The sequence below is a fragment of the Burkholderia sp. MSMB1826 genome (assembly GCF_001526325.1).
GTDB lineage: Bacteria > Pseudomonadota > Gammaproteobacteria > Burkholderiales > Burkholderiaceae > Burkholderia.
On the sequence record NZ_LOYN01000044.1, the window covers coordinates 144,938 to 165,636 of the forward strand.

The window sequence follows — 20,699 nt, forward strand, 5'->3', positions numbered from 1 at the left end:
TCGCCCATGACCAATCTGCACGACCTCCGCCTCGCCGTCAGCAGCCTGCTCGTGCTCACCGCGCGCAAGTGGCGCCGCACCAGCGACGGCGTGCTGACCGCGTACAACGTATCCGAGGCGTGCGCGACGCCGCTGCTGATCGCCGGCCGCCTCGGCGAAGGCGTGCGGCAAGGCACGCTCGCCGAGCACGTCGGCATCGAAGGGCCGTCGCTCGTGCGCCTGCTCGACCAGCTGTGCGCGGCCGGCCTCGCCCGCCGCGACGAGGATCCGCACGATCGTCGAGCGAAGACGATCTCGCTGACGGCCGCCGGCCGCGCAATCACCGCGAAGATGGAGGAAGACCTGCGCGCGCTGCGCGCACAGGTGCTCAAGGGCGTGTCGCGCGCCGATCTCGAAGCGACGCTGCGCGTGCTGAACGCGTTCAACGCGGCCGATCTGCATCCTTCGGCGTCGCACCCGTCCCGCCCCGTCGATTCCGCGTCATGACCTATCCGAGCCTTCGCGACTGGCTGTTTTCGGGCAAGACGTTCGCCGCGTCGATGCTGGCGCTGTACCTCGGCCTGTATTTCCAGCTGCCGCGCCCGTATTGGGCGATGGCGAGCGTCTACATCGTGTCGAACCCGTTCGTCGGCGCGACGCGCTCGAAGGCGCTGTACCGCGCGCTCGGCACCGCGCTCGGCGCGGCCGCCGCGATCTTCTTCGTGCCGCCGTTCGTCGAGACGCCGCTCCTGTTCAGCATCATCGTCGCGACCTGGTGCGGCACGCTGCTGTACCTCGCGATCTCCGACCGCACCGCGCGCAGCTACGTCTTCATGCTCGCCGGCTATACGATGCCGCTGATCGCGCTGCCGACCGTCACCGATCCGTCCACGGTGTTCGACGTCGCAATCGCGCGCACCGAGGAAATCGTGCTCGGCATCGTGTGCGCGAGCGTGGTCGGCAGCACCGTGTTCCCGAACCGGCTCGCGCCGACGCTGATCGAGCGCACCGACGCATGGTTCAAGGACGCCGCGTTCTACGGCCGCGAAACGCTGTCCGGGCACCTGGCCGGCAAGGCGCTGTCCGCGTGCCGGCAGCGGCTCGCCGCGACGATCACCGGCCTCGAATTCCTGCTGAGCCAGCTGGGCTACGACCATGCGCATCCGCGTGTGCTCGCGCGCGCGCAGGCGCTCGCGGGCCGGATGCAGCTGTTCCTGCCGCTGATGTCGTCGCTCGCCGATCCCTTGATCGCGCTGATGCGCGACCTGCACGTGCGCCCGCCCGCGCTCGACGCGCTGCTGGCCGACGCCGCGAAGTGGTTCGACGCGCCGCTGCCGGCCGTCAAGACCGGCTCCGACGGCGACATGGCGCACGATCCGGTCGCGGACGACCTGCGCGAGCGCATCGCCGCGCTGCAGCCGCCCGACAGCGCGCTGGCGAGCTGGGACGGCGCGCTGCTGTCGAATGCGCTGTGGCGGCTGCGCCAGGTCATCGACATCTGGCAGGACTGCCGCTCGCTGCGCGCGCTGATCGCGAACGAGTCGGGCGTGTGGCAGCCGCGCTACCGGCACTGGCGGCTCGGCGGCACCGAGCGCTTCTTCGATCGCGGGATGATGCTGTTCTCGACGCTGACCGTCGTGTTCGCGATCGTGTTCGCGTGCTGGCTGTGGATTTCGTCCGGCTGGCACGACGGCGCGGCCGCCGTCACGCTCGTGGCCGTGTCGTGCAGCTTCTTCGCCGCGCTCGACGAGCCGGCGCCGCTGGTGTTCAAGTTCTTCCTGTCGACCGCCGCGAGCGTCGTGTTCGCGGGCCTGTATCTGTTCGTCGTGCTGCCGCACGTGCACGATTTCGCGATGCTCGTGCTGATGTTCGCGGGCCCGTTCATCCTGATCGGCACGCTGCTGCCACGCCCGCAGTTCAATATGGTGACGATGCTCGTCGCCGTGAACACGGCCACCTTCATCAGCATCCAGAGCGCGTACGAAGCCGATTTCTTCGTGTTCCTGAACAGCAACCTCGCGGGTGTCGCCGGGCTGCTGTTCGCCTACGTCTGGACGCGTGCGACGCGCCCGTTCGGCGCGGAACTCGCGGTGCGGCGCCTGCTGCGCTCGGGCTGGGAGGACGTCGCGCGCTCCGCGTCGACGCAGCCGCTCGACGATCAGCGCAACCACGCATCGCGGATGCTCGACCGCGTCACGCAACTGCTGCCGCGCCTCGGCGCGTCCGACGACCATCGCCATCCGTCTATCGAGAGCTTCCGCGATCTGCGCATCGCGTTGAATGCGCTCGACTTGCGCCGCTCGCGCCGCCGGCTGTCGGGCGACGTGCCCGACGCGATCGATCGCGTGCTGGCCGGCGTCACCGATCACTACACGCGCTGCGCGGCCGCGAACGCGCGCCAGCCCGCGCCGCCCGCGCTGCTCGCGACGATCGACGACGCGCTGCAGCGCGTGGCCGGCCGCACCCTGCCGGGCGCCGCGCCGGCCGACGGCGCGCCCGCACCCGCGGCGCCAGCCACGCACCGCCGGCTGCGCGACACGCTGCACGCGCTCGTCGGCCTGCGCCTGTCGCTGTATCCGGCCGCGGCCGCGCAAGCGCCGCAGGCCCCGGACGGAGCGCGCGCATGAGCCGGCTTTCCACTCTGTCCTTCCGACCGCGACCATGATCGGCGAAATCGATATCTTCGGCGTGTTCGTGCCGGCCCCGCTCGTGCTGATGCTGATCGCTTACCTGATCAACATCGTCGTGCGCGCGGTGCTCGAGCGCGTCGGCTTCTACCGCCTCGTCTGGCACCGTTCGATCTTCGACCTCGGCATCTACGTGTTCGTGCTGGCCGCCGTCGTGATCGTGTCCCACCAACTCGTGGCTACCTAACGTGAAAAAAACCTGGCTCTCGGCAGGGCAAGTCCTGCTCACCCTGATCGTCGTCGTCGTGGCCGGCCTCGTGCTGTGGCGCATCATCAACTACTACATGTTCTCGCCGTGGACGCGCGACGGGCACGTGCGCGCCGACGTGATCCAGGTCGCACCGGACGTGTCGGGCCTCATCACGTCGGTGCAGGTCGCCGACAACCAGGCCGTCAAGCGCGGCCAGGTGCTGTTCGTGATCGACCAGGCGCGCTACGCGCTCGCGGAGCGGCTCGCCGAAGCAACCCTCGCGCAGCGCCGCGCGACGCTCGCGCAGGCGAAGCGCGAATACGGGCGCAACCTGCAGCTCGGCAACCTGGTCGCGAGCGAACAGGTCGAGGAAAGCCGCACGCGGGTCGAGCAAGGCGAGGCCAGCGTCGCCGATGCGCAGGTGTCGCTCGACACCGCGAAGCTGAACCTGCAGCGCACGACGATCGTCAGTCCCGTGGACGGCTACCTGAACGACCGCGCGCCCCGCGTCGGCGAATACGTGCCGGCCGGCCGCGCGGTGCTGTCGGTCGTCGACCGCAACTCGTTCCGCGTCGACGGCTACTTCGAGGAAACCAAGCTGCGCGGCATTCATATCGGCCAGCCGGTCGACATCATCGTGATGGGCGAGCCGCATGCGCTGCGCGGTCACGTGCAGAGCATCGTCGCCGCGATCGAGGATCGCGACCGCACGCAAGGCGCGAACCTGCTGCCGAACGTGAACCCGGCGTTCAGCTGGGTGCGGCTCGCGCAGCGCGTGCCGGTGCGGGTCGTACTCGACGAGGTGCCGGACGATTTCCGGATGATCGCGGGCCGCACCGCGACCGTGTCGATGCGCGGCGCCGAAGCGCGCCGCGACGACAACGCGAAACCGGTTGCCGCCAGCGCCGCGGGTGCGTCCTCGACCGCATCCGGTACGGCCGCGAGCGCCGTGGGAGCATCGCAATGAAGCGGCACCGTCTGCGCGTCGCGGCGACGCTCGCCCCGCTTGCGCTCGCACTCGGCGCGTGCAAGTCGGTCGGCCCCGACTACAAGCTGCCGCAACAGGCGTACGTCAATGCGCCGCTCGCGAACCATGCGCTCGACGACGCGAACGGTGCGCTGGTGTCGCGCGACGCGGTGCCCGGCAACTGGTGGCAACTGTACGACGACCCGGTACTCGACGGGCTCGTGCGCGATGCGCTGAAATCGAACACCGACCTGCGCGTCGCCGCGGCGAACCTCGCCCGCTCGCGCGCGGCGTTGGTGGTCGCCAACGAACAGGGCGGCTTCTCGGGCCGCGCGGAAGCGGCCGTGCAGCGTGCGCAGGAATCGGCCGAGCAATACCTGCTCGAAAACAAGCTGCCGGTCGTCAACGAAGGCGCGGTCGGCATCAACGTGTCGTACGAACTCGACCTGTTCGGCAAGCTGCGGCGCGGCGTCGAAGCCGCACGCGCGGACAGCGAGGCCGTCAAGGCGGCCGGCGACCTGGCGCGCATCACGGTCGTCGCCGACGTCGTGCGCGCGTACGTCGAGGGATGCTCGGCCGGCGACGAACTCGCGATCGCGAAGCAGTCGCTCGCGCTGCAGAAACAACGCGTCGCGCTGTCGCAGCGGCTGCGCGACGCCGGGCGCGGCAACCAGACCGACGTGACGCGCGGCGTGACGCAGGTGCGCACGCTCTCCGCCGACATTCCGCGCTTCGAAGGCCGCCGCAAGATCGCGCAGTACCAGCTCGCCGCGCTGCTCGCGCGCGCGCCGGCCGACCTGCCGAAAGCCGCCGCCGAATGCGAACGCCTGCCGAAGCTGCGTCAGCCGATTCCGATCGGCGACGGCGCCGCGCTGCTGCGCCGCCGTCCCGACGTACGCGAAGCCGAGCGGCAGCTCGCCGCAGCGACCGCGCGGATCGGCGTGGCGACCGCCGCGCTGTACCCGTCGGTCAGCATCGGTGCGTCAGCCGGCTCGGTCGGCGTCGCCGCCGATCTGTTTTCGTCCACCACGAATCGGTGGTCGTTCGGCCCGCTGATCAGTTGGTCGTTCCCCGTCAACGGCCAGCGTGCGCGCGTGCGCGAAGCCGAGGCCGCGACGGGCGGCGCACTCGCGCACTTCGACGGCGTCGTGCTGAATGCGCTGCGCGAAACGCAGTCGAGCCTCGCGACCTATGCGGCCGACGTGCAGCGCGCGGATGCGCTGCGCACCGCCTACGAATCGGCCCGCAATTCCGCTGCCGAAACGCATCGCCTCTATGCGGCTGGCCGCGAATCGTTCCTCTCCGATCTCGACGCGACACGCACGCTGACGAGCGTGCAAGCGCAGGTCGCGGCGGCCGAAGGCCAGGTCGCGGCCGACCAGGTGCGGCTCTTCCTCGCACTCGGCGGCGGTTGGGACAGCGATGACGCAACGGCCGCAGCGGACGCCGGCGCCGCCGCCGCCGCCGCCGCCGCGGCACCCGCGACCGGCGCGTCGGCGCCGTAGCATCATCGCCGTCGGCACGAAACGCATGCATGCGTGCAACGTGCCGTGACGGTGGGGGTTCCTGATTCGCGCGATAACAGCCGCGACGCGCTGCGCTCCCGCTTTGACGGTACACTGGCCGATGCATTTCCATTCATCTGCCACGCGGCCGCCCCGGCCGCGGCATCCACCCGGAGAGTCATCATGCGAACCAGCGCCCGCAACCAGTTCGCCGGCCAGATCGGCGCCGTCAAACCCGGTGCCGTCAACGACGAAGTCACGCTGCGCACGCAGGACGGCCTCGAGATCGTCGCCGTGATCACCCACGGCAGCGCCGCGTCGCTGGGCCTCGCGGCCGGCACGAAGGCGTTCGCGCTCGTCAAGGCGTCGTCGGTGATCGTGATGGTCGACGTCGACAGCAGCAAGGTGTCGGCCCGCAACTGCGTCGCGGGCACCGTCGCGTCGGTCGCGAAGGGCGCGGTCAATTCGGAAGTCGTGATCAAGTCCGCAGGCGGTGCGGAGATCGTCGCGATCGTCACCAATGACAGCGTCGATCGTCTCGGCCTCGCGAGCGGCACCGCCGCATCTGCGATCTTCAAGGCATCGAGCGTGATCGTCGGCGTCGAATGATCGCATGACGAACGCGATGGCGAATCATCGTGCGCCGCGTAGAAGTGCTAACGGACTCTTGCCCGGAGACTGACGATGACCGCTTCGGCCGATCGCATGCATGAACGGGTGTTGCAGTCGTTGCAATCGGCAGCGACCAACGTCGATGTGCCCGACGCGCAGTTGTTCGGTGCACTCGTCGCGGCACGCGCGGGTCGCAACGAACTCTCGCTGCTGGGCTTGTCCGCCGGCCAGTTCGCCGGCCTGCTGGCCCGGCAGTTTCCGCATCTGCGATCGATCGATACCGCCGCGCTCGCGCCGACGGTCGCGCCGCCACCGTTGCCGGCCGCCCACTCGGCATTCGTCGCGACGCTGCACGCACGGCTGATGGCCGACGCGAATCCTGCCGTCGCCCGCGACGATGCCGACTGCATCGCGTCGATCGTCGCGCATGCATGCCTGCGCCCCGATCATTTGTGGCGCGACCTCGGGCTCGATGGGCGCGATGCCGTATCCGCGATGCTCGAGCGCTTTTTCCCGGCGCTCGCCGCGCGCAACGTCGCTCATCTGCGCTGGAAGAAGTTCCTTGCGCAGGAAGTGGCTGCGTCGCTCGGCGTGCCGCCCGGGCCCGCACCCGGATGCCCGGGTTGCGAGGATTTCGGTTTCTGTTTTCGTCGAGCGTGATGGTCGTCGCGGCGACGTGCGTGCCGATGTCTGTTGCGTCGCATCGTCAGCCGGGACCCGTCGTGATGCGACTTCGACGCCACATTGCGCTTTCGCGAACCCCGCAGACCGCCGATATTCGCGCAACGACGACCGGATGTTCGTCAAACGCGCAGACCGGTTGTCGGAGTTGGTCCCGCACCTCCAACGCGATCCGGCGACGAGCGGCGTCCAGTGCGCGAAGCCCGCATCTGCCTCGACGACGTGACGGCAATCCGCATGCCGGGACCGACGTTCGGCTGTGTGCGTTCCCATGAATGGTCACCTTGAAATGCGCAGCGTCCATCGCTGACGACACAGTCAGTTGTCGATGCCGGTGATGAATGTCAGGAAAATGCGCGTGGCTGTGCGTGATCGGCAGATGCACGTGCGAATGCGAGTGCGGTTCATCGCCGTCATACGGAAAGTCGCGTGCGTGCTGATGAGGGTCGTCGTGCCGATGCCGATGCTCGAGCCGCTCGTGCGCATGCGTGTGTTCGTGCCGTTCGCGCACATGCAGCCAGATACCGAGCGCCATCAGCGCGGCCGCGATCCAGCACGTCGCGGGTAGCAGCGCGGGCAAGGTCAGCAGCGACAGCACGACCCCGAACAACGGGGCGACGTGCCGAATAATTAGCGATGCATATTATTTCGCAATCTAAACGTCGCGCGCACCAACGTCGATCGATGAACGTCAGTCGTCCGGTTGCGTTGTCTGTTCGACGAGGGAGGTAAGGGAGATGAGGTACCGGCAGGTTTTACGGCGGAGGAGGCAGTCCCGACCTGCCTCTGTCGAGGCAGGTCGGTCTGTCGTGTCATGCACTGCATGCGACTTGCATGCGGGGAAGCACCGTAGGGTCGACGCGCGTCGTGCGAATTACTCGTTGCCGGCCGCTTGTTGTTCGACCTGCGGCGCGGCGTCGGCCTGGACCTTCGCTTCAGCTTCGGCTGGCGCCGATTGCGGCGCGGCAGCGGCCTCGGCCTGCTGCCCGGCCTTCGGCTGCTGCGGCGCCCCCTTGGCCGATTGTGCCGCGCCCTTGCCGGGGCGACGCGCCTTCAGGCGGCGCGCACGCGCCGCGTCGTCGTGCGTCACGCGTCCGGCTTCGTTGCCCTGCAGGTCGACGCGCACCGCGTCTTCGACGAGGCAGGACCAGTAGCGGTTGCCGCGGCACCACGTCGACATTGCTTCGCGCAGTTCGGCTTCGTTGAGGCCGACCGCCTGCGCTTCGCGTGCGAGATCGTCCCAGATGCCGACCTTGAGCGGCACTTTGGGGGCCGGATTCTTCGGGAACGCGCGCGGAAACTTCCGCTGCAGTTTGCCGATTGCGACGATGACCGGATCGACCGGCGCCGACGGCTTCGCCGAAGCAGGCTTCGCCCGGTGCTGCGCCTTCGCGCCGGCAGCCGGCTTGGCGCCGCGGGACGGCTGGTCGCCGGATTTCGGCTTCGCGCCGGCGTCCGTCGGCGCAGCCGGCCGCTTCGCGTTGCGCTCCTGCTTGGCCTTCGCCGCGAGCTGCGCCCGCAATTCGGCAAGTTGTTCAAAACCCATAAATTCAATCCACCAGGAATATAAGGTGTGGTTCGCGCGGCCGTGCCGTGGGGCACGAAAGCGTCGCCGCCATGCGTGCGGCCGGCCTGCCGCCGGTGCGGAATACTACGGGGCCGCATCGTGCACGCCACTCTGTTTTCAGGCACCCGGCCTCGATGCCGGACAAGACAGGATTGGAAGTATACCGGTACGCGGGACGGCCGGTTGACTCGCCGGTCTGCATTTACCCGATCCGCGACGCCGAAAATGCGTCCGCGCGGTCGTGTTGCGCATTATATGGATACGTTTCCGGATGTCACGCCATTCGCGGCCGCTACCGGAAATGGGGCTGTGTGCGCACCCGGTCCGCAATCTTCCGCACGGCTACCGACGAACAGTGTCGTGCCGCATCCGCGACGTGTTGCGTGGCCCCCGACGTCGCGCAACACGCCCGCACGACCGTCGTTTGCGCCGGCATCGGTTCCCGACTCGTTGCGTCCGCATCGATCTCGCCGCGGACGAAGATATCGGAAAGTGCGTAGTATGGCCGAATCGAGTTCGTTGGCAGCATGTCCCCGCAGCTTTTCGCCGCGCCCGATCGGTCGGGCGCGATCCCGTTGCCTGCGAAAAGACCCGGTTACTCACGATGGAGCGGATGCATGGTTTCCCAAGACGACACCCCGCACGACGACGTCACGCGCGAGGAGATTCACCATCGGCAGATCGACATGCGCGGCTATCGACGCAGCGATGGCCTGTTCGAAGTGACGGCCTGCCTCGCGGACCGCAAGACCAGCGATTTCACGCCACCCGGCGGCACGCGGACGGTCGCCGCGCTGACGCCGCTCCACGATCTCGGCGTGACACTGGTCTTCGACATCGACATGGTCGTGCGCGCCGTATCCACGTTCATCCGTTCGCATCCGTATGCGCAGTGTCCGGGCGGCGGCGACTCGCTGCAGGCGCTCGTCGGATTGAACATCGGCACCGGCTGGAACAGCGAGGTTCGCAAGCGCCTCCCGTCCTGCGATACGTGCACGCACCTGAAGGAATTGCTCGGCCCGATCGCCACGACGGCCTATCAAACGATGGTCGGCATGCGGCGATCGTCGCTCGATTACCGCGACGGCGACGGCAAGCCGCTCAAGATCGACAGTTGCTACGCATACGGCGTATCGCGCGATCTCGTGAAGCGTCTTTGGCCCGAATATCACCAGCCTCCAGCGACGGCAAAGGGCAGCTAGCGCGCCGGCATTCGGCCGGCTCGGCGTTTGTGGAATGAATGGCATCGAGCGAACGGCCGCAGAGCCTGCCTTCGTCGATTCGGCGGAGCGGCGCCGCCGCACCCGTCATCAGAAAACACCTAGCGCCAGCCCGGCGGCAAGCCCTGCACCCAGTTCGGCGCAACGCGCGAGCGCGTCGCGGTCGATCGTCTTCATCGCGAGAATCCGCTCCGGCGTCTGGGCATGCGTGCAGACGATCAGGCCGGGCGCGACGTTCTTCAGCCGCCATCCGGTCGCGATCCGGTCGATCTGGCGCAATGCGTTCTGGCCGTCGCTTCCCGCGCAGATCATCGCCGCATACGGACGGCCGTTCACGCGATCGAGCGCCGCGTAGTAGCAGCGATCGAAGAAATCCTTCATCAGCCCCGACATCGCCGCAAGATTCTCCGGCGTCGCGAACAGGTATGCGTCGGCGGCCAGCACGTCGTCCGCGCTCGTCGCGACCGCGCGCTGCAGCCTGACGTCGACGCCGGGCTGCTCGCGAGCCGCGCCGGCAGCCGCTTCGGCCATCTGCTGCGTGCCTCCGGTCATCGTGTGATAGACGATCAACAGCGTCTTCATGGATAGTTGCTCGCAATCGGCTTCGGATGCGCCGACGGTATCGTCGAGTTTGGCCCGATGGCCGGTCGGCACGGGTGGGCGCCATTTTTCGGGCGTCTTCCCCGGATCGGCCGGTTTCGCGCATTGCAACGATTTCGGTTGGCCCGCGCTTGCGGATGCTTCCGGCCGCGCATTCAGTCCTGCATGCGATGCGATGCTGTGCCGTCGTCCGGTCGCGCGTAGTACGCGAGGAACATGTCGGCGGCCGATTCCGCCACTTTCTGCTGTTCCTGCGCCGTCAACGGCGGCTGGCCCATCGTGATCTGCGGCCAGAACGCGAATGCCTTCACGGCCCCATGCAATTGATGCGCGGCGAACACCGGATCGGCGACCGACAGACGACCGGCGGCCGCAGCCGCACGCACCCAGAGCGTGACGTCTTCCTCGCGCTCGCCGAGGCGTTCGACCATGTCGCGCGCGCGCTCCGGCGAATGGATGGCCGCGCCGATCGCGACACGCGCCAGCGCGATGAACGCCTCGTCGTTCATCAACCGCAATTTGCGGTCGAGCAGCGCGAGCAGCTGCTCGCGCAGCGGCACGCCGGCGCGATAGGTCGGCGAGTTGCCGGTCCGCGTCGCATCCCACAGCTTGTTCAGGATCGCGGCGAACAGCGTCTCCTTGCCCGGGAAGTGGTTGTAGACGGTGCGCTTCGACACGTCCGCGCGCGCAGCGATGCGATCCATGCTCGTCGCATCATAGCCCGCCGCAAGAAATTCCTCGATCGCCGCGTCGACGATGGCCGCGCGCTTTCGGTCGGTCAGACGCTGAGGGGGAGTGCTGTTGTCCATTCGGAAATTTTACACTGGGCAGTTTACTTATCTCAAAAATAAACTACACTGTTTAGTGTACTTTATTCTCCGGATGAACCGACATGGCATCGCCTCTCGTTATGATTCACCGCATCCTGGGGTTCGCGGCAGCCCGACGTGGCCGGACGCTGTCCGGCAGTTCGCCGCAGCACAATGGCGAGCGCTTTGCCAATGTCGTCCCGCGACCCGCGGAAGGATTGGGGAAGACGTTGAGAATCGCATGGAACATGCTGATCAACAAGCCGCGTCATACCGTGCCCGCCGGTGCGTTGCCCGTCGATTCGCTGACCCGCGCGGAACTCGACGCGGCGCCCGATTGCAGCCTGTACCGGCTCGGCCATTCGACGCTGTTGCTGAAATTGCGCGGCGAATTCTGGCTGACCGATCCGGTCTTTGCCGAGCGCGCGTCGCCGTTTCGGCGCATCGGCCCCAAGCGCTTTCATGCGCCGCCGATCGCGTTGGAAGATCTTCCGCCGCTGCGTGGCGTGATCCTGTCGCACGATCATTACGATCACCTCGACCGCGACACGGTGCTCGCGCTCGCTGCAACCACGGGCGTGTTCGTGACGACGCTGGGCGTCGGCGATCGGCTGATCGAATGGGGTATCGACGCGAACAAGGTCCGCCAGCTCGACTGGTGGCAAAGCTTCGATGTGGCCGGGCTGACGCTGACGGCGACGCCGGCGCAGCACTTCTCGGGCCGTAGCCTGTTCGACGGCAACAGTACGCTGTGGGCGTCGTGGGTGATCGTCGACGACGACCTACGTCTGTTCTTCAGCGGCGATACGGGTTATTTCGACGGCTTCCGGGAGATCGGCGAACGCCTCGGGCCATTCGACGTCACGCTGATCGAAACAGGCGCCTATGATGCGCAATGGCCGTACGTGCACATGCAGCCGGAAGAAACCGTGCAGGCGCACATCGATTTGCGCGGACGCTGGCTGATCCCGATCCACAACGGCACGTTCGATCTCGCCATGCATCGCTGGCAGGAGCCGTTCGAGCGTGTGACGGCGTTGGCGCTCGTGCGCGGCATCGAGCTGTCGACACCGAGGATGGGCGAACGCGTCGATCTCGGCGCACCGCATCGTGGTGAGCGCTGGTGGCGCACGGTCGACGAGCGCGCGGCAGCGCCGGCGACGAAATCGCGACGCTGGCAGCTTTGCGCATCACAGGCAACGAAGTAGCCCGCCGGTCGCGGCACGTGCCTCCCGAGTAGTTGGCGGCGCCACGATTCCGGGTGGTGCACGCGTTGCCGGCCTCGCCGCACGTCGGCGGGCTGTCTGTCTATCCGATTACCCGAGTAGAGAAGACATGCATCCGGTACCCGTCCGATACATACCCGGCCAACGAGACGATGATGTCGGCATCGCGACATTCGATCACGCAGGCCACCGTCCGACCCGCCGCAGCCGCGAGAACGAGCTGCGACAGATGCTCGCGGAACGCGTCGCGAAATGGACCGAAGGCGTCGATCACCTCGACACGGCCATTCCCAACCTGAGCTTTCATCGAAGGGAAGCGCCAACGCTGCCGATGGAATGCATGGTCGAACCGAGCTTCGGCCTCGTCGTTCAGGGCGCGAAGCGAGTCATGCAGAGCGGAGACGCCTATATTTACGACGCCGACCGCTTTCTGATCACGTCCCTCGATCTGCCCGGTTCGACGCAGATCATCGAGGCCAGCTCCGACAAACCGTTTCTCGGGCTGGGTCTCAAGCTCGATTTCCGCGTCATGGCCGAGTTGATGATGCAAGTCGCACCGGATCACGACGATACGCCTGCAGGCCGCGGACTCGTCGTCGGCGACATGACCGAACCGCTGTACGACGCGCTGAACCGGTTACTCGCGCTGCTGGACGACCCGAACGCCATTCCCGTTCTCGCACCGTACGTCGAGCGGGAAATTTACTATCGGCTGCTGACGAGCGACCAGGGCGCGCGGCTACGCCAGATTGCGTCCACCGGCAGTCAGTGCAATCGCGTGTCACGCGCGATCCGGTGGTTGCGCGCTCACTATGACGAGTCGTTGCGCGTCGATGATCTCGCGGCGCAGGTTCAGATGAGCAGTTCGACCTTCCATCACCACTTCCGTCAGCTCACCGGCATGAGTCCGTTGCAGTATCAGAAATGGATACGGCTCAACGAGGCACGTCGGCTGATGCTGGCTGAGCGGCTCGACGCTGCGTCGGCGGCCTTCCGCGTCGGGTATGCGAGCCCAACCCAGTTCAATCGGGAATATAGCCGGCTGTTCGGCAATTCCCCGCGAAGGGATATCGATAGCCTGCGAGGGGGCGCGGACGTCGCGCTATCGATCGTGGCGAGTTATTGATCGCGCTGGGCGACGGGGAAGATGTGCCGGCATTGGACGGGGCCGCGAAGTTGGGATCGGCTTCTCGCATGTGGGGTCAAGCGGACATACTCGTCGTCCGAAGATTACGGTGCACGGGCCGCGCTCCGGATTCCTTCCCCTCCGGCCTGAGCGTCTTCTCGCGATGCTCTGAGATTCCAGGAATCGGGTACCAACATATGCGTTGTCACGTGACAACTGGCGCTAAATATAGGCGCACGTGGCGCCGAATTGGCGGCTCGACGCGACTCAGCGGAGCCTCGGCCTTCCGGCACATCGACAACTTTCTGCGGCGTCTGTCGAGAAATGTATCAAAAACCACAAATCACGTACCGATAAGAACAAATCCGCACGCGATCTCACCAACTTTCTCCGTCGGTGCGCTGAAATAGCATACGCCCCCATTTCCAGGCGCCGTAGCGCTCATTTTGCGTGAAACAACATGAAGAATGTGGCGCAAGCCATTGCCGTACAAGGATTTCTGGCGGACTGCAATTTTCAGAGAATGTTTCACGACCCGGCCCGTTTGGGTTGTCCCGCCGATCTGACACACTGATTCGGCGCCAATTGCAGCCTATATGCGCGGCAATCTCGACACTTTGCAGTCCTCGGGCGCAGAGCACCACTGCCTGTAACGAAGCTATCCCCTGCCCTACCGATCGGCGCCTGTGACAACGCCCACTCCCTTTCACTAAATAGGGACACATCATTGCCATTGCGATATCCCGTTTGAAGCATGCCACGACAATCGCCCCGGTATTGTTTCAGCACGCGAGCGCACGCGCGACGATAGAGGAGTCAAACGTCCGGTCTTGTCCGGATCTCGCTAAGCCAGAGGTCGATTGCGCGTCGCTTCATATTTGCCTCCCGCTGTGTGAGCTTCCAAACATCGGCTCCTGTTGTCACGTGACAACTCGCCGATTCACTGACGGGCTCGGCGGACCTAAAGCGATCGACGACAGCTTTTTCTGAGCATATGCCTGTTGCATAGTGAAGATCGGCCCAGCCGCGACAACTCCTTTGAGGATCGCGAAGTAGCGCCGAGAGGGTGCGGGTGGCTGCGTTTGTCACGTGACAACTCATCTCGTTGCCGGATAAGCATATGCGGTCATGGGCTGCGCACTAGGACTGGGACAAAGCGATTTCTCCCCGTTCGAGTCGCAATTGCATCGAAGATTCCTCGAGACGTATGTCCTTGGAGGAAGCCGGTGTTCAGCGGCTTGTCACGTGACAACTATTCACACTCTCGACAACATCAAGGGCTCGGATCCGTATCGAGCCGCGGATGAAATCAACGCACGATGAGGCACCAAGTACTCGTGCAATGTTTTCACTATCAATGTCGAAGAAAGTTGTATTCCTCCAACTTATGTTTTTCTCAATCATGATCGAGCGCCTTTATCACGCCATTGCTTACGAATAGCGTCTTGGCCATCTGGCCTATTTGTCACGTAACAACCACAACGACCAATAAAACGTCCGCGATCTCGAGTACTTTTCTGGACATTTCATGAATAACTACATATATTACGCAAAACTCCGTGGAGAAATTCAATGGCTTTCAAGATCGCCGTCAGTAATCAAAAAGGTGGAACTGGAAAGACGACCATCTCCGTCAATATCGCGGCTGCGTTCGAAGCCGGCGGCAACAAGGTCGCGCTGATCGATGCCGACCCCCAAGGCACTTCTGTCCGTTGGGTCACGAGTGGCGAGAACACACTCCCGATGACGGTCCTATCGCTGGCGCCCGCCGGTCGCGGCATCGGCGGCGAGATCAAGAAGCAGGACGCAAATTTCGACGTGATCGTCGTCGACTGCCCCGGCAACCTCGAAGATCCGCGTATTGCATCCGTCCTCGAAGTGGCGGACTTCTGCCTCGTGCCACTTTCGCCGTCGCCGGCCGATCTGTACAGCACCGTCGCGATGATCCGCATGATCGAGTCAATGCGCGCCGTTCGAAATCCTCAACTTTCTTCCGCATTAATGCTGAATAGCGTCAATGGAAAAACTAAAATGCGTGAAGAAATTTTAAAAATTCTAAGAGCTGAAGAAATAGGGGAGCATCTGCTCGATAGCCAGATCGCGCAACGCGAGGTCTATCGTCAGACGTTCGCACTCGGCACCACGATCCATCACCACAATCGATATCTGAAGGGCCTGAAGGAAGCCCGCGCGGAAATCGAAAAGCTGGTCACGGAAATGGCCCAATACATCGCGTCGACGCGCGCTACCGGAGCTGCCCATGGCTAAGGACACCTCGAAAGACAAGAAGCCGGCCGGCAACCTGCATCTGGCAGCCGGCCTGTTGCGCGGGCTCGCGCAGGAAAATGCGGCGCTTGAGACGCGGCTGCCCGAACCGGCGGCCGCATCGGCTGCCGTCGTCGAAGCGACGCCCGCCAGTGCCCCGGCAGCAACCGCGCCCGCCGGTACGCCCGATCTGGGCGCGCCGCAGAAGGTGCTGGTCAGGGACTGCATCCCGAACCCTTTCAACCCGCGCGTGTTCTACTCGGAATCGAGCCTGCACGAGCTCGCACTGACGTTGAAACGGGAAGGGCAGATCGAGCCGATCAAGGTCACGCGGCTCCCCGAATTTCCCGGCAAGCTCGTCGTGATCGACGGGCAACGCCGGCTGCGTGCGACGAGCATCAACGGCGACGAAACGATCAATGCGACGTTCCGCACGGATCACACGCCCGAGCAGCTCTATACGATCGCGTATCGGGCAAACCACGACCACGAACGCCAGACGATCTTCGACGATGCGGTCGCGTGGAAACGCCTCCTGGACGAAAAAGTCTTTGCCGACCAGAACACGCTGGCGGAGAAAATCGGCAAGGACAAGGCATCGATCAGCAAGACGCTGTCGCTGAATGCGTTGCCGAACACGCTGCTGGAGCGGATGGCCAGTGCGAGCGACGTGGTCGGTCTGCAGGCCGCGTACTTCCTGAAGCTGATCTTCGAACGTCTGGGCGAGCCGACGGCCGACCGGCTGCTGACGGCCGTGATCGACCGGAAGAAATCCGTCCGCGATCTCGAGAATTTCCTGCGGACGCAGAGCGACGGCGCCAAGAAAGCCGGACGCACGCGCTACAGCGTTCGCCATGACTTCGCGCTCGAATCGCGCGCGATCGGCCAGTTGAAGACTTATCCGGACGGGCGTCTGGACCTGCAACTCAAGGGAGTCGACGCATCCCACCAGGAAGCGCTTGCCGACAAGCTCAAGACCGTCATCGACGCGTACGTCGCCGATCTGGCGACGGCCACGTCGAAGTAACGCGCCACCGGCACAAGGCCTCGCCTCCGCGCTGCGCCGCGAAGCCGAACCGCACGACGGTCCGGCACACGGCGCACGACAGCGAGGCCTCGCTCAGTTGCCTGCGAGGCTGCTTTTGAGCAGGAATTCCAGCAGGTCGTCCGAGGTCGGCTCACCCCAGGTGTCGAGCGCCAGCCATCGGAAGAAGCTGGTCTGCGCCAGCTTGCTCGCCTTCTTTTTCGGCGACAACGTCAAGTCCTTCGAACCCGCCACCGTCTCGTTGTAACGCTCGATCAGCTTGGTCTGGTCGTCGATCTCCAGTTCGCGGAAATACGCGCCGGCTTCCTCGACCTTCGCCGCCAGATACTTGTCGCGAATCTGTTCCTGCTTGCTCTGCGCGGATTCCTTCGCCGGCGCGACCGTTTCGGTTCCCTGCCCGTCGGCCAGCGTGTAACCGTGCGTCAAGGCCTTGCGGAAATACGCGGCCACGTTGTCGACGGGCGCCGCATTCTTCTTCGTAGTCCGATTGAGCGTATAGGCGATCGCCGCCTTGATGCGCTGCACGCCGTATTGCGTGATCAGCCGGCGCGCTTCCGAGCGCGGAATACCGAACTTCGCGACCTCGTCGACCAGCGCTTCGTTCTTGACGTCGCCGTCTTCGACCGTATCGGTGCTCTCTTTGCGCGTCACCTTGAACTGCACCGCTTCCACGCTGCGGCCGGATTTGTGTTCGATCAGCTCGAGCGTGTGGTCCGATACTTCGTTCACCTCCTGGATGCACGGCACCAGGACCTTGCTCTTGAACAGCTTGTATTCCTTGTACGACTGCGATGCTTTGTCCTGGCCGAGAATGAGGTCGCGGAATTTCGGCAGCGGAATCTTCGCGGTGATGCCGATCCCTTCGTAGCGCACGGTGTTTTCCCACAGCGCGAGCGAGTGCGACCGCCGGAACTCGCGAGCGATTCGCATATCGATCAACGCGTAGATTTCGGGATTGAGCAGCTCGCTGCGGATCTGGTCGGAGAAGCTGTACTTCAGCACCGATTGCTCGAGTTCCGCGCCGGCAAGCAGGCCCGACGCTTTCCAGACCGTCGAACGGTCCGCGGCCAGGTAGTCCCAGTTGACGACGGTACTGATCAACGAGTTGACCGTGTCCTTCACGTACTTCGTGTTGTTGCTGTTCAATCCGCTCTCGTGCGACAGCGACGCGATCGAGATCGAGAAGCTCGTCCGGCCCGGTTCGAACGCCTCCTGCCGAAGCGCGTTCTTGATCAACGAGCTGAACATCTTGCGCTGCTGCAGACCGATCTTTCCCGACTTCGGCGCGATATGAATCGCCTGGACCGCCTTGCGCAGCAAGTCGGGAGGCTCGGGTGTCTGAAACAGCGAAACCTGTTTATCTGAGCCTTTGCTTGCGGGCTTGCGCGGCATCGTGGTGTCCGGGTAAGGTTGCCTTATTGAAATCGGACTTTATACCTTTTCGTGCCGCGGAGCAACGCCCTTATTCCAGCATCACTTTCAATATCTCGCCTAACCGACTGATACAGAAGGAAAAATGCAGCTTGTTCTGTTTGTGCGGGACCCCATATCCGTCTACCTTTCGATCAAAAAGCCTCCCAAAAGTCGCTACCTTTCCCGGGTGGCCGGAGAAACCCGGCACAAGATTTGCCACCGCAAAGGTACCCGTCCATGGGGGCAAATGGGCGAAATCGAGAGCGCCGGGTAGATGCGTGATGCCCCGCAACATGACCGCGGTTTCTCCCATAACTTGCTACCTTCATCGATTCCCATAGGAGGGTACCTGTCAGTACCGTCGACGGTATTGCTTTCTATCCCGACGGTAGAAATCGCTCCCACAAACGGCAACCATTCATTTTTCCCATAACAGGTAACCTGTCTGCGGTCCTGGTCCTGTCTATGGGAATGCTTCACGGGGCCATCGAGCAAAACGCAGCGAACGGATTGAGAACGGATCCCATGAATGGGTACCTTCGAGATCTCCCATAACGGGCTACCTGACGAAAATCGCTGTGGAAACATGGGACTGCCGATCGAGAAATGCATCCTAGAAAAGGCTACCTTCATGTGTTCCCATAGATGGCTACCCAGCTCGATCTACGGTCGATTTCCCATAACCGGATACGTTCGCCCCATATCCACAACCCGGATTCCCCACAACCTGGTACCCCAAACCCCAAATCCACAGACCTGAAACCCCACACCCTGCCACCTGTGCTCCCATAAATGGGTACCGGACACCGCTCAAACCCTTACCAGACAAGGCTGTGAGCCGTCTAAAAGTAGTTAAAGAAGTAAACGTGGTTTACCAAAGATGTAAACACACGTGTGCTTGCACAGAAAGACGAACCCCATAAACCGCTACCAATGGGAGCCGTCTGTGGGATACCAGCCGCCCAGCCCGGCCGCTTCAGGCTGACTTGCCTCTGTTTGAAGCCCTGTTCCTGGATAACGCCTTGCCTGACAAGGCATCCCCGAGAGGTGAGTACCCACTCACAAGCTCACAAACGTAGAAACTTATGGGAGGAAATCCCCCGATTCGGCATAGAGGTTCCCGTCTATGGGACCCGAAATCCTGCTCCTGGCAGGCTCGGTACCCTGTGATTGACCCGCGGAACCGATCCCGTCACTTTCCTTCACGGCAGTTCGAAATCATCCTGGACTGCCTGCGAGAAGTTTTTTGTACTCGCGCAGCCTCGTCTATAGACAAGTTTTTGTCGATCGCCTGTGACGTCGCTCGCCAGATTTAGCCTGTGAACTGTGCCCGGAGGCATCCGGGCCGAACTGTTCGTCATCCCCGCGTCCCGTCCGTTTTCTACCTTTGGAAGCCCCCGGGAAGTCATGCCGAACCCGTCACGGGCAACGAGAGGACCCGGACCCCGCAGGAAAACGGGCTCGGACCGAGATGCCACCGCATCGAGGTCCGGGGCCGGACGATCGTGGCGAGCCAACGTGAAGATGCCGGCGGCACCGAGGCTCACCGCAATCGACTTCCACGATACTCCCGAACATGCTCACCTTTAAAAAAACGGACTCCCGGAAAAGCTCACCGATCGGGCTGAGCACAGGTATCAGCAAGCGGTGCAGATTGCCGCTCCGTTCATATAAGGAATCGTCGATCCGAGCGACAAGAAACGATCGGTATCCCTGTGTGACGCCTGATGCGTCGACAAGCACGGTCGCATGGGCGGACAGACTTTCGCAGCCATGTGCGCATCCGTCAGACGAGCGCTGCTCGTTCATGTCGGTTTCGGCTCGTTCGCGTAATCGATCATGCGACGTCTTCACCGCTCGCACAGCCTCCGCCATTTTTCGTCGGACCTTGCCAGTCGACAACAAGCCGCGCCTCCACGGCTAGCCTTCTGCATTGCAAGGCGGCAAGGATTGCCGGACGAATCACCGCGCGCCGCAATGACAACGTAACCGTGATCGCCGACCACGCGAATCGTGGTCGTTTATGGGAGGAACCGTCGTTCGAGCCGCGTCGAACGATGACGCGACGCACGGATCGACTACTGTGCGGCGATCGTGCCAGCACGATGATAGTCACGTCGCACATCAGCGTATCGATATCACCACCAGTGAAACAACCGCCGACGCCGTGCGTCGTCGCGTATCCAACGATTCCCGTCATCGAACGCGCGAACCACGGCGTCTCCCATACGTGTATCCCCAATTCCGTCAGCACGTTGGCGCCACATTTTTTACGACACGGTTATGATGCTCTGGTCCTGATCGCGACATGACGACCGGTCAGGGCAGGGGCGGTATCTCGATGGTTTTTCAAACCGTGATGGTCATCAAAAAAGAGAGTTCAGCGATGCGAATCCAGATCAGAAAACTCACGCTGGCTGCGACTGCGGCCGCTTTCCTGTTCGGCTCGGCCGTTCCGGCGTTTGCGCAGACCGACGCCGCCAGCGCACCGGCTGCGCAGGACGCCAAGGCCGCGAAGAGCGAAGCGCGCAAGGCGGCCAGGGCCAAACGCAAGGCCGAGCACAAGGCTGCGCGTGCGAAGAACACCGCCGAACTGAAGAAACTCGAAGACGCCGGTTACAAGCCGGCGGCCAATGATCCGAACTATCCGCAGAATCTGCAAAACGCGGAAAAGAAGGCCGGCGCCGCAGCAAGCCAGTAAGTCAGTAAGTCAGTAAGTCAGTAAGTCAGTAAGCGTCGGCAGGCGGCAAGCCACGGTTCGATCCGCGGCTTGCCGCGTGCGTCGCGATCATGCGTGCACGCATGAC

18 protein-coding genes and 1 pseudogene are annotated in these 20,699 nt (G+C 64.0%); 13 read left to right on the plus strand and 6 right to left on the minus strand.

Annotation, left to right across the window (positions count from 1 at the left end; genetic code table 11):
• Nucleotides 1–6 precede the first annotated feature (6 nt).
• From WS95_RS26160 to WS95_RS26190, 7 genes are all read left to right on the plus strand, one after another.
• On the plus strand, nucleotides 7–486 hold the full coding sequence (locus WS95_RS26160; RefSeq protein ID WP_034208849.1) for a MarR family winged helix-turn-helix transcriptional regulator: 480 nt from the start codon (nucleotides 7–9) through the stop codon (nucleotides 484–486).
• Nucleotides 483–2,606: an FUSC family protein gene (locus WS95_RS26165; RefSeq protein ID WP_034208848.1), complete on the plus strand. Its 2,124-nt coding sequence runs from the start codon at nucleotides 483–485 to the stop codon at nucleotides 2,604–2,606. Before WS95_RS26160 ends, WS95_RS26165 begins: the two co-directional genes overlap by 4 nt.
• Nucleotides 2,607–2,640: 34 nt before the next feature.
• The gene (locus WS95_RS26170; RefSeq protein WP_006481008.1) at nucleotides 2,641–2,853 is read left to right on the plus strand and encodes a DUF1656 domain-containing protein; all 213 of its coding nucleotides are present in this window, start codon (nucleotides 2,641–2,643) and stop codon (nucleotides 2,851–2,853) included.
• Nucleotide 2,854: 1 nt separating this feature from the next.
• Nucleotides 2,855–3,823 carry an efflux RND transporter periplasmic adaptor subunit gene (locus tag WS95_RS26175; protein WP_059826915.1) on the plus strand — a complete coding sequence of 323 codons (969 nt, stop codon included), beginning with the start codon at nucleotides 2,855–2,857 and terminating at the stop codon, nucleotides 3,821–3,823.
• A complete protein-coding gene (locus WS95_RS26180) occupies nucleotides 3,820–5,328 on the plus strand; it encodes an efflux transporter outer membrane subunit (RefSeq protein WP_059826916.1) in 1,509 nt (502 codons plus the stop codon). Before WS95_RS26175 ends, WS95_RS26180 begins: the two co-directional genes overlap by 4 nt.
• A 183-nt stretch (nucleotides 5,329–5,511) precedes the next feature.
• Nucleotides 5,512–5,937: a TOBE domain-containing protein gene (locus WS95_RS26185; protein WP_034208845.1), complete on the plus strand. Its 426-nt coding sequence runs from the start codon at nucleotides 5,512–5,514 to the stop codon at nucleotides 5,935–5,937.
• A 75-nt stretch (nucleotides 5,938–6,012) separates the two neighbouring features.
• On the plus strand, nucleotides 6,013–6,600 hold the full coding sequence (locus WS95_RS26190) for a nitrogen fixation protein NifQ (RefSeq protein ID WP_059826918.1): 588 nt from the start codon (nucleotides 6,013–6,015) through the stop codon (nucleotides 6,598–6,600).
• A gap of 343 nt (nucleotides 6,601–6,943) precedes the next feature.
• Here WS95_RS26190 and WS95_RS34155 read toward each other — a convergent pair.
• Together WS95_RS34155 and WS95_RS26200 are read right to left on the minus strand one after the other, a co-directional pair.
• Nucleotides 6,944–7,240 (minus strand): annotated as a pseudogene (locus WS95_RS34155) (EamA family transporter); the annotation flags it as partial.
• A 255-nt stretch (nucleotides 7,241–7,495) separates the two neighbouring features.
• Nucleotides 7,496–8,167 (minus strand): ProQ/FinO family protein, encoded by a 672-nt coding sequence (locus WS95_RS26200; protein WP_059826919.1) that lies wholly within the window; start codon nucleotides 8,165–8,167, stop codon nucleotides 7,496–7,498.
• A 638-nt stretch (nucleotides 8,168–8,805) separates the two neighbouring features.
• On the opposite strand from WS95_RS26200, the gene WS95_RS26205 reads away from it, so the two are divergent.
• On the plus strand, nucleotides 8,806–9,390 hold the full coding sequence (locus WS95_RS26205) for a DUF2889 domain-containing protein (protein WP_059826921.1): 585 nt from the start codon (nucleotides 8,806–8,808) through the stop codon (nucleotides 9,388–9,390).
• Between the two features lie 108 nt (nucleotides 9,391–9,498).
• Here WS95_RS26205 and WS95_RS26210 read toward each other — a convergent pair whose 3' ends face one another.
• Both WS95_RS26210 and WS95_RS26215 read right to left on the minus strand, forming a co-directional pair.
• Nucleotides 9,499–9,990 (minus strand): flavodoxin family protein, encoded by a 492-nt coding sequence (locus WS95_RS26210; RefSeq protein ID WP_059826923.1) that lies wholly within the window; start codon nucleotides 9,988–9,990, stop codon nucleotides 9,499–9,501.
• Between the two features lie 173 nt (nucleotides 9,991–10,163).
• Entirely contained in the window at nucleotides 10,164–10,817 is a 654-nt protein-coding gene (locus WS95_RS26215; RefSeq protein WP_059826925.1) for a TetR/AcrR family transcriptional regulator, read from the minus strand.
• A gap of 83 nt (nucleotides 10,818–10,900) precedes the next feature.
• Here WS95_RS26215 and WS95_RS26220 point away from each other — a divergent pair, with 83 nt between their 5' ends.
• The 4 genes from WS95_RS26220 (at nucleotide 10,901) to WS95_RS26235 (ending at nucleotide 16,461) form a co-directional block, all read left to right on the plus strand.
• Nucleotides 10,901–12,025: an MBL fold metallo-hydrolase gene (locus tag WS95_RS26220; RefSeq protein ID WP_059826926.1), complete on the plus strand. Its 1,125-nt coding sequence runs from the start codon at nucleotides 10,901–10,903 to the stop codon at nucleotides 12,023–12,025.
• A gap of 127 nt (nucleotides 12,026–12,152) precedes the next feature.
• Entirely contained in the window at nucleotides 12,153–13,169 is a 1,017-nt protein-coding gene (locus tag WS95_RS26225; protein WP_059826928.1) for an AraC family transcriptional regulator, read from the plus strand.
• A gap of 1,572 nt (nucleotides 13,170–14,741) precedes the next feature.
• Nucleotides 14,742–15,437: a ParA family protein gene (locus WS95_RS26230; protein ID WP_006497839.1), complete on the plus strand. Its 696-nt coding sequence runs from the start codon at nucleotides 14,742–14,744 to the stop codon at nucleotides 15,435–15,437.
• A complete protein-coding gene (locus WS95_RS26235) occupies nucleotides 15,430–16,461 on the plus strand; it encodes a ParB/RepB/Spo0J family partition protein (RefSeq protein ID WP_059826930.1) in 1,032 nt (343 codons plus the stop codon). The genes WS95_RS26230 and WS95_RS26235 overlap by 8 nt, the downstream gene beginning before the upstream one ends.
• A gap of 93 nt (nucleotides 16,462–16,554) precedes the next feature.
• Here the strand turns inward: WS95_RS26235 and WS95_RS26240 are convergent, their stop codons facing one another.
• Both WS95_RS26240 and WS95_RS35165 read right to left on the minus strand, forming a co-directional pair.
• On the minus strand, nucleotides 16,555–17,871 hold the full coding sequence (locus WS95_RS26240) for a replication initiation protein (RefSeq protein WP_034208836.1): 1,317 nt from the start codon (nucleotides 17,869–17,871) through the stop codon (nucleotides 16,555–16,557).
• 1,858 nt (nucleotides 17,872–19,729) lie between these two features.
• Complete coding sequence (locus tag WS95_RS35165) at nucleotides 19,730–20,146, minus strand: hypothetical protein (RefSeq protein ID WP_179950231.1); 417 nt, start codon at nucleotides 20,144–20,146, stop codon at nucleotides 19,730–19,732.
• Nucleotides 20,147–20,278: 132 nt separating this feature from the next.
• On the opposite strand from WS95_RS35165, the gene WS95_RS26245 reads away from it, so the two are divergent.
• Nucleotides 20,279–20,593, plus strand: a complete 315-nt coding sequence (locus WS95_RS26245; protein WP_059498804.1) for a hypothetical protein — start codon at nucleotides 20,279–20,281, stop codon at nucleotides 20,591–20,593.
• Nucleotides 20,594–20,699: the final 106 nt, after the last annotated feature.

Excerpts from the sequence above, each read along its gene's own strand:
- WS95_RS26160 (WP_034208849.1), top strand. The coding sequence starts at position 7 with ATGACCAATCTGCACGACCTCCGCCTCGCCGTCAGCAGCCTGCTCGTG.
- WS95_RS26165 (WP_034208848.1), top strand. The coding sequence starts at position 483 with ATGACCTATCCGAGCCTTCGCGACTGGCTGTTTTCGGGCAAGACGTTC.
- WS95_RS26170 (WP_006481008.1), top strand. The coding sequence starts at position 2,641 with ATGATCGGCGAAATCGATATCTTCGGCGTGTTCGTGCCGGCCCCGCTC.
- WS95_RS26180 (WP_059826916.1), top strand. The coding sequence starts at position 3,820 with ATGAAGCGGCACCGTCTGCGCGTCGCGGCGACGCTCGCCCCGCTTGCG.
- WS95_RS26185 (WP_034208845.1), top strand. The coding sequence starts at position 5,512 with ATGCGAACCAGCGCCCGCAACCAGTTCGCCGGCCAGATCGGCGCCGTC.
- WS95_RS26190 (WP_059826918.1), top strand. The coding sequence starts at position 6,013 with ATGACCGCTTCGGCCGATCGCATGCATGAACGGGTGTTGCAGTCGTTG.
- WS95_RS26200 (WP_059826919.1), bottom strand. The coding sequence starts at position 8,167 with ATGGGTTTTGAACAACTTGCCGAATTGCGGGCGCAGCTCGCGGCGAAG.
- WS95_RS26205 (WP_059826921.1), top strand. The coding sequence starts at position 8,806 with ATGGTTTCCCAAGACGACACCCCGCACGACGACGTCACGCGCGAGGAG.
- WS95_RS26210 (WP_059826923.1), bottom strand. The coding sequence starts at position 9,990 with ATGAAGACGCTGTTGATCGTCTATCACACGATGACCGGAGGCACGCAG.
- WS95_RS26215 (WP_059826925.1), bottom strand. The coding sequence starts at position 10,817 with ATGGACAACAGCACTCCCCCTCAGCGTCTGACCGACCGAAAGCGCGCG.
- WS95_RS26220 (WP_059826926.1), top strand. The coding sequence starts at position 10,901 with ATGGCATCGCCTCTCGTTATGATTCACCGCATCCTGGGGTTCGCGGCA.
- WS95_RS26225 (WP_059826928.1), top strand. The coding sequence starts at position 12,153 with ATGCATCCGGTACCCGTCCGATACATACCCGGCCAACGAGACGATGAT.
- WS95_RS26230 (WP_006497839.1), top strand. The coding sequence starts at position 14,742 with ATGGCTTTCAAGATCGCCGTCAGTAATCAAAAAGGTGGAACTGGAAAG.
- WS95_RS26235 (WP_059826930.1), top strand. The coding sequence starts at position 15,430 with ATGGCTAAGGACACCTCGAAAGACAAGAAGCCGGCCGGCAACCTGCAT.
- WS95_RS26240 (WP_034208836.1), bottom strand. The coding sequence starts at position 17,871 with ATGCCGCGCAAGCCCGCAAGCAAAGGCTCAGATAAACAGGTTTCGCTG.
- WS95_RS26245 (WP_059498804.1), top strand. The coding sequence starts at position 20,279 with ATGCGAATCCAGATCAGAAAACTCACGCTGGCTGCGACTGCGGCCGCT.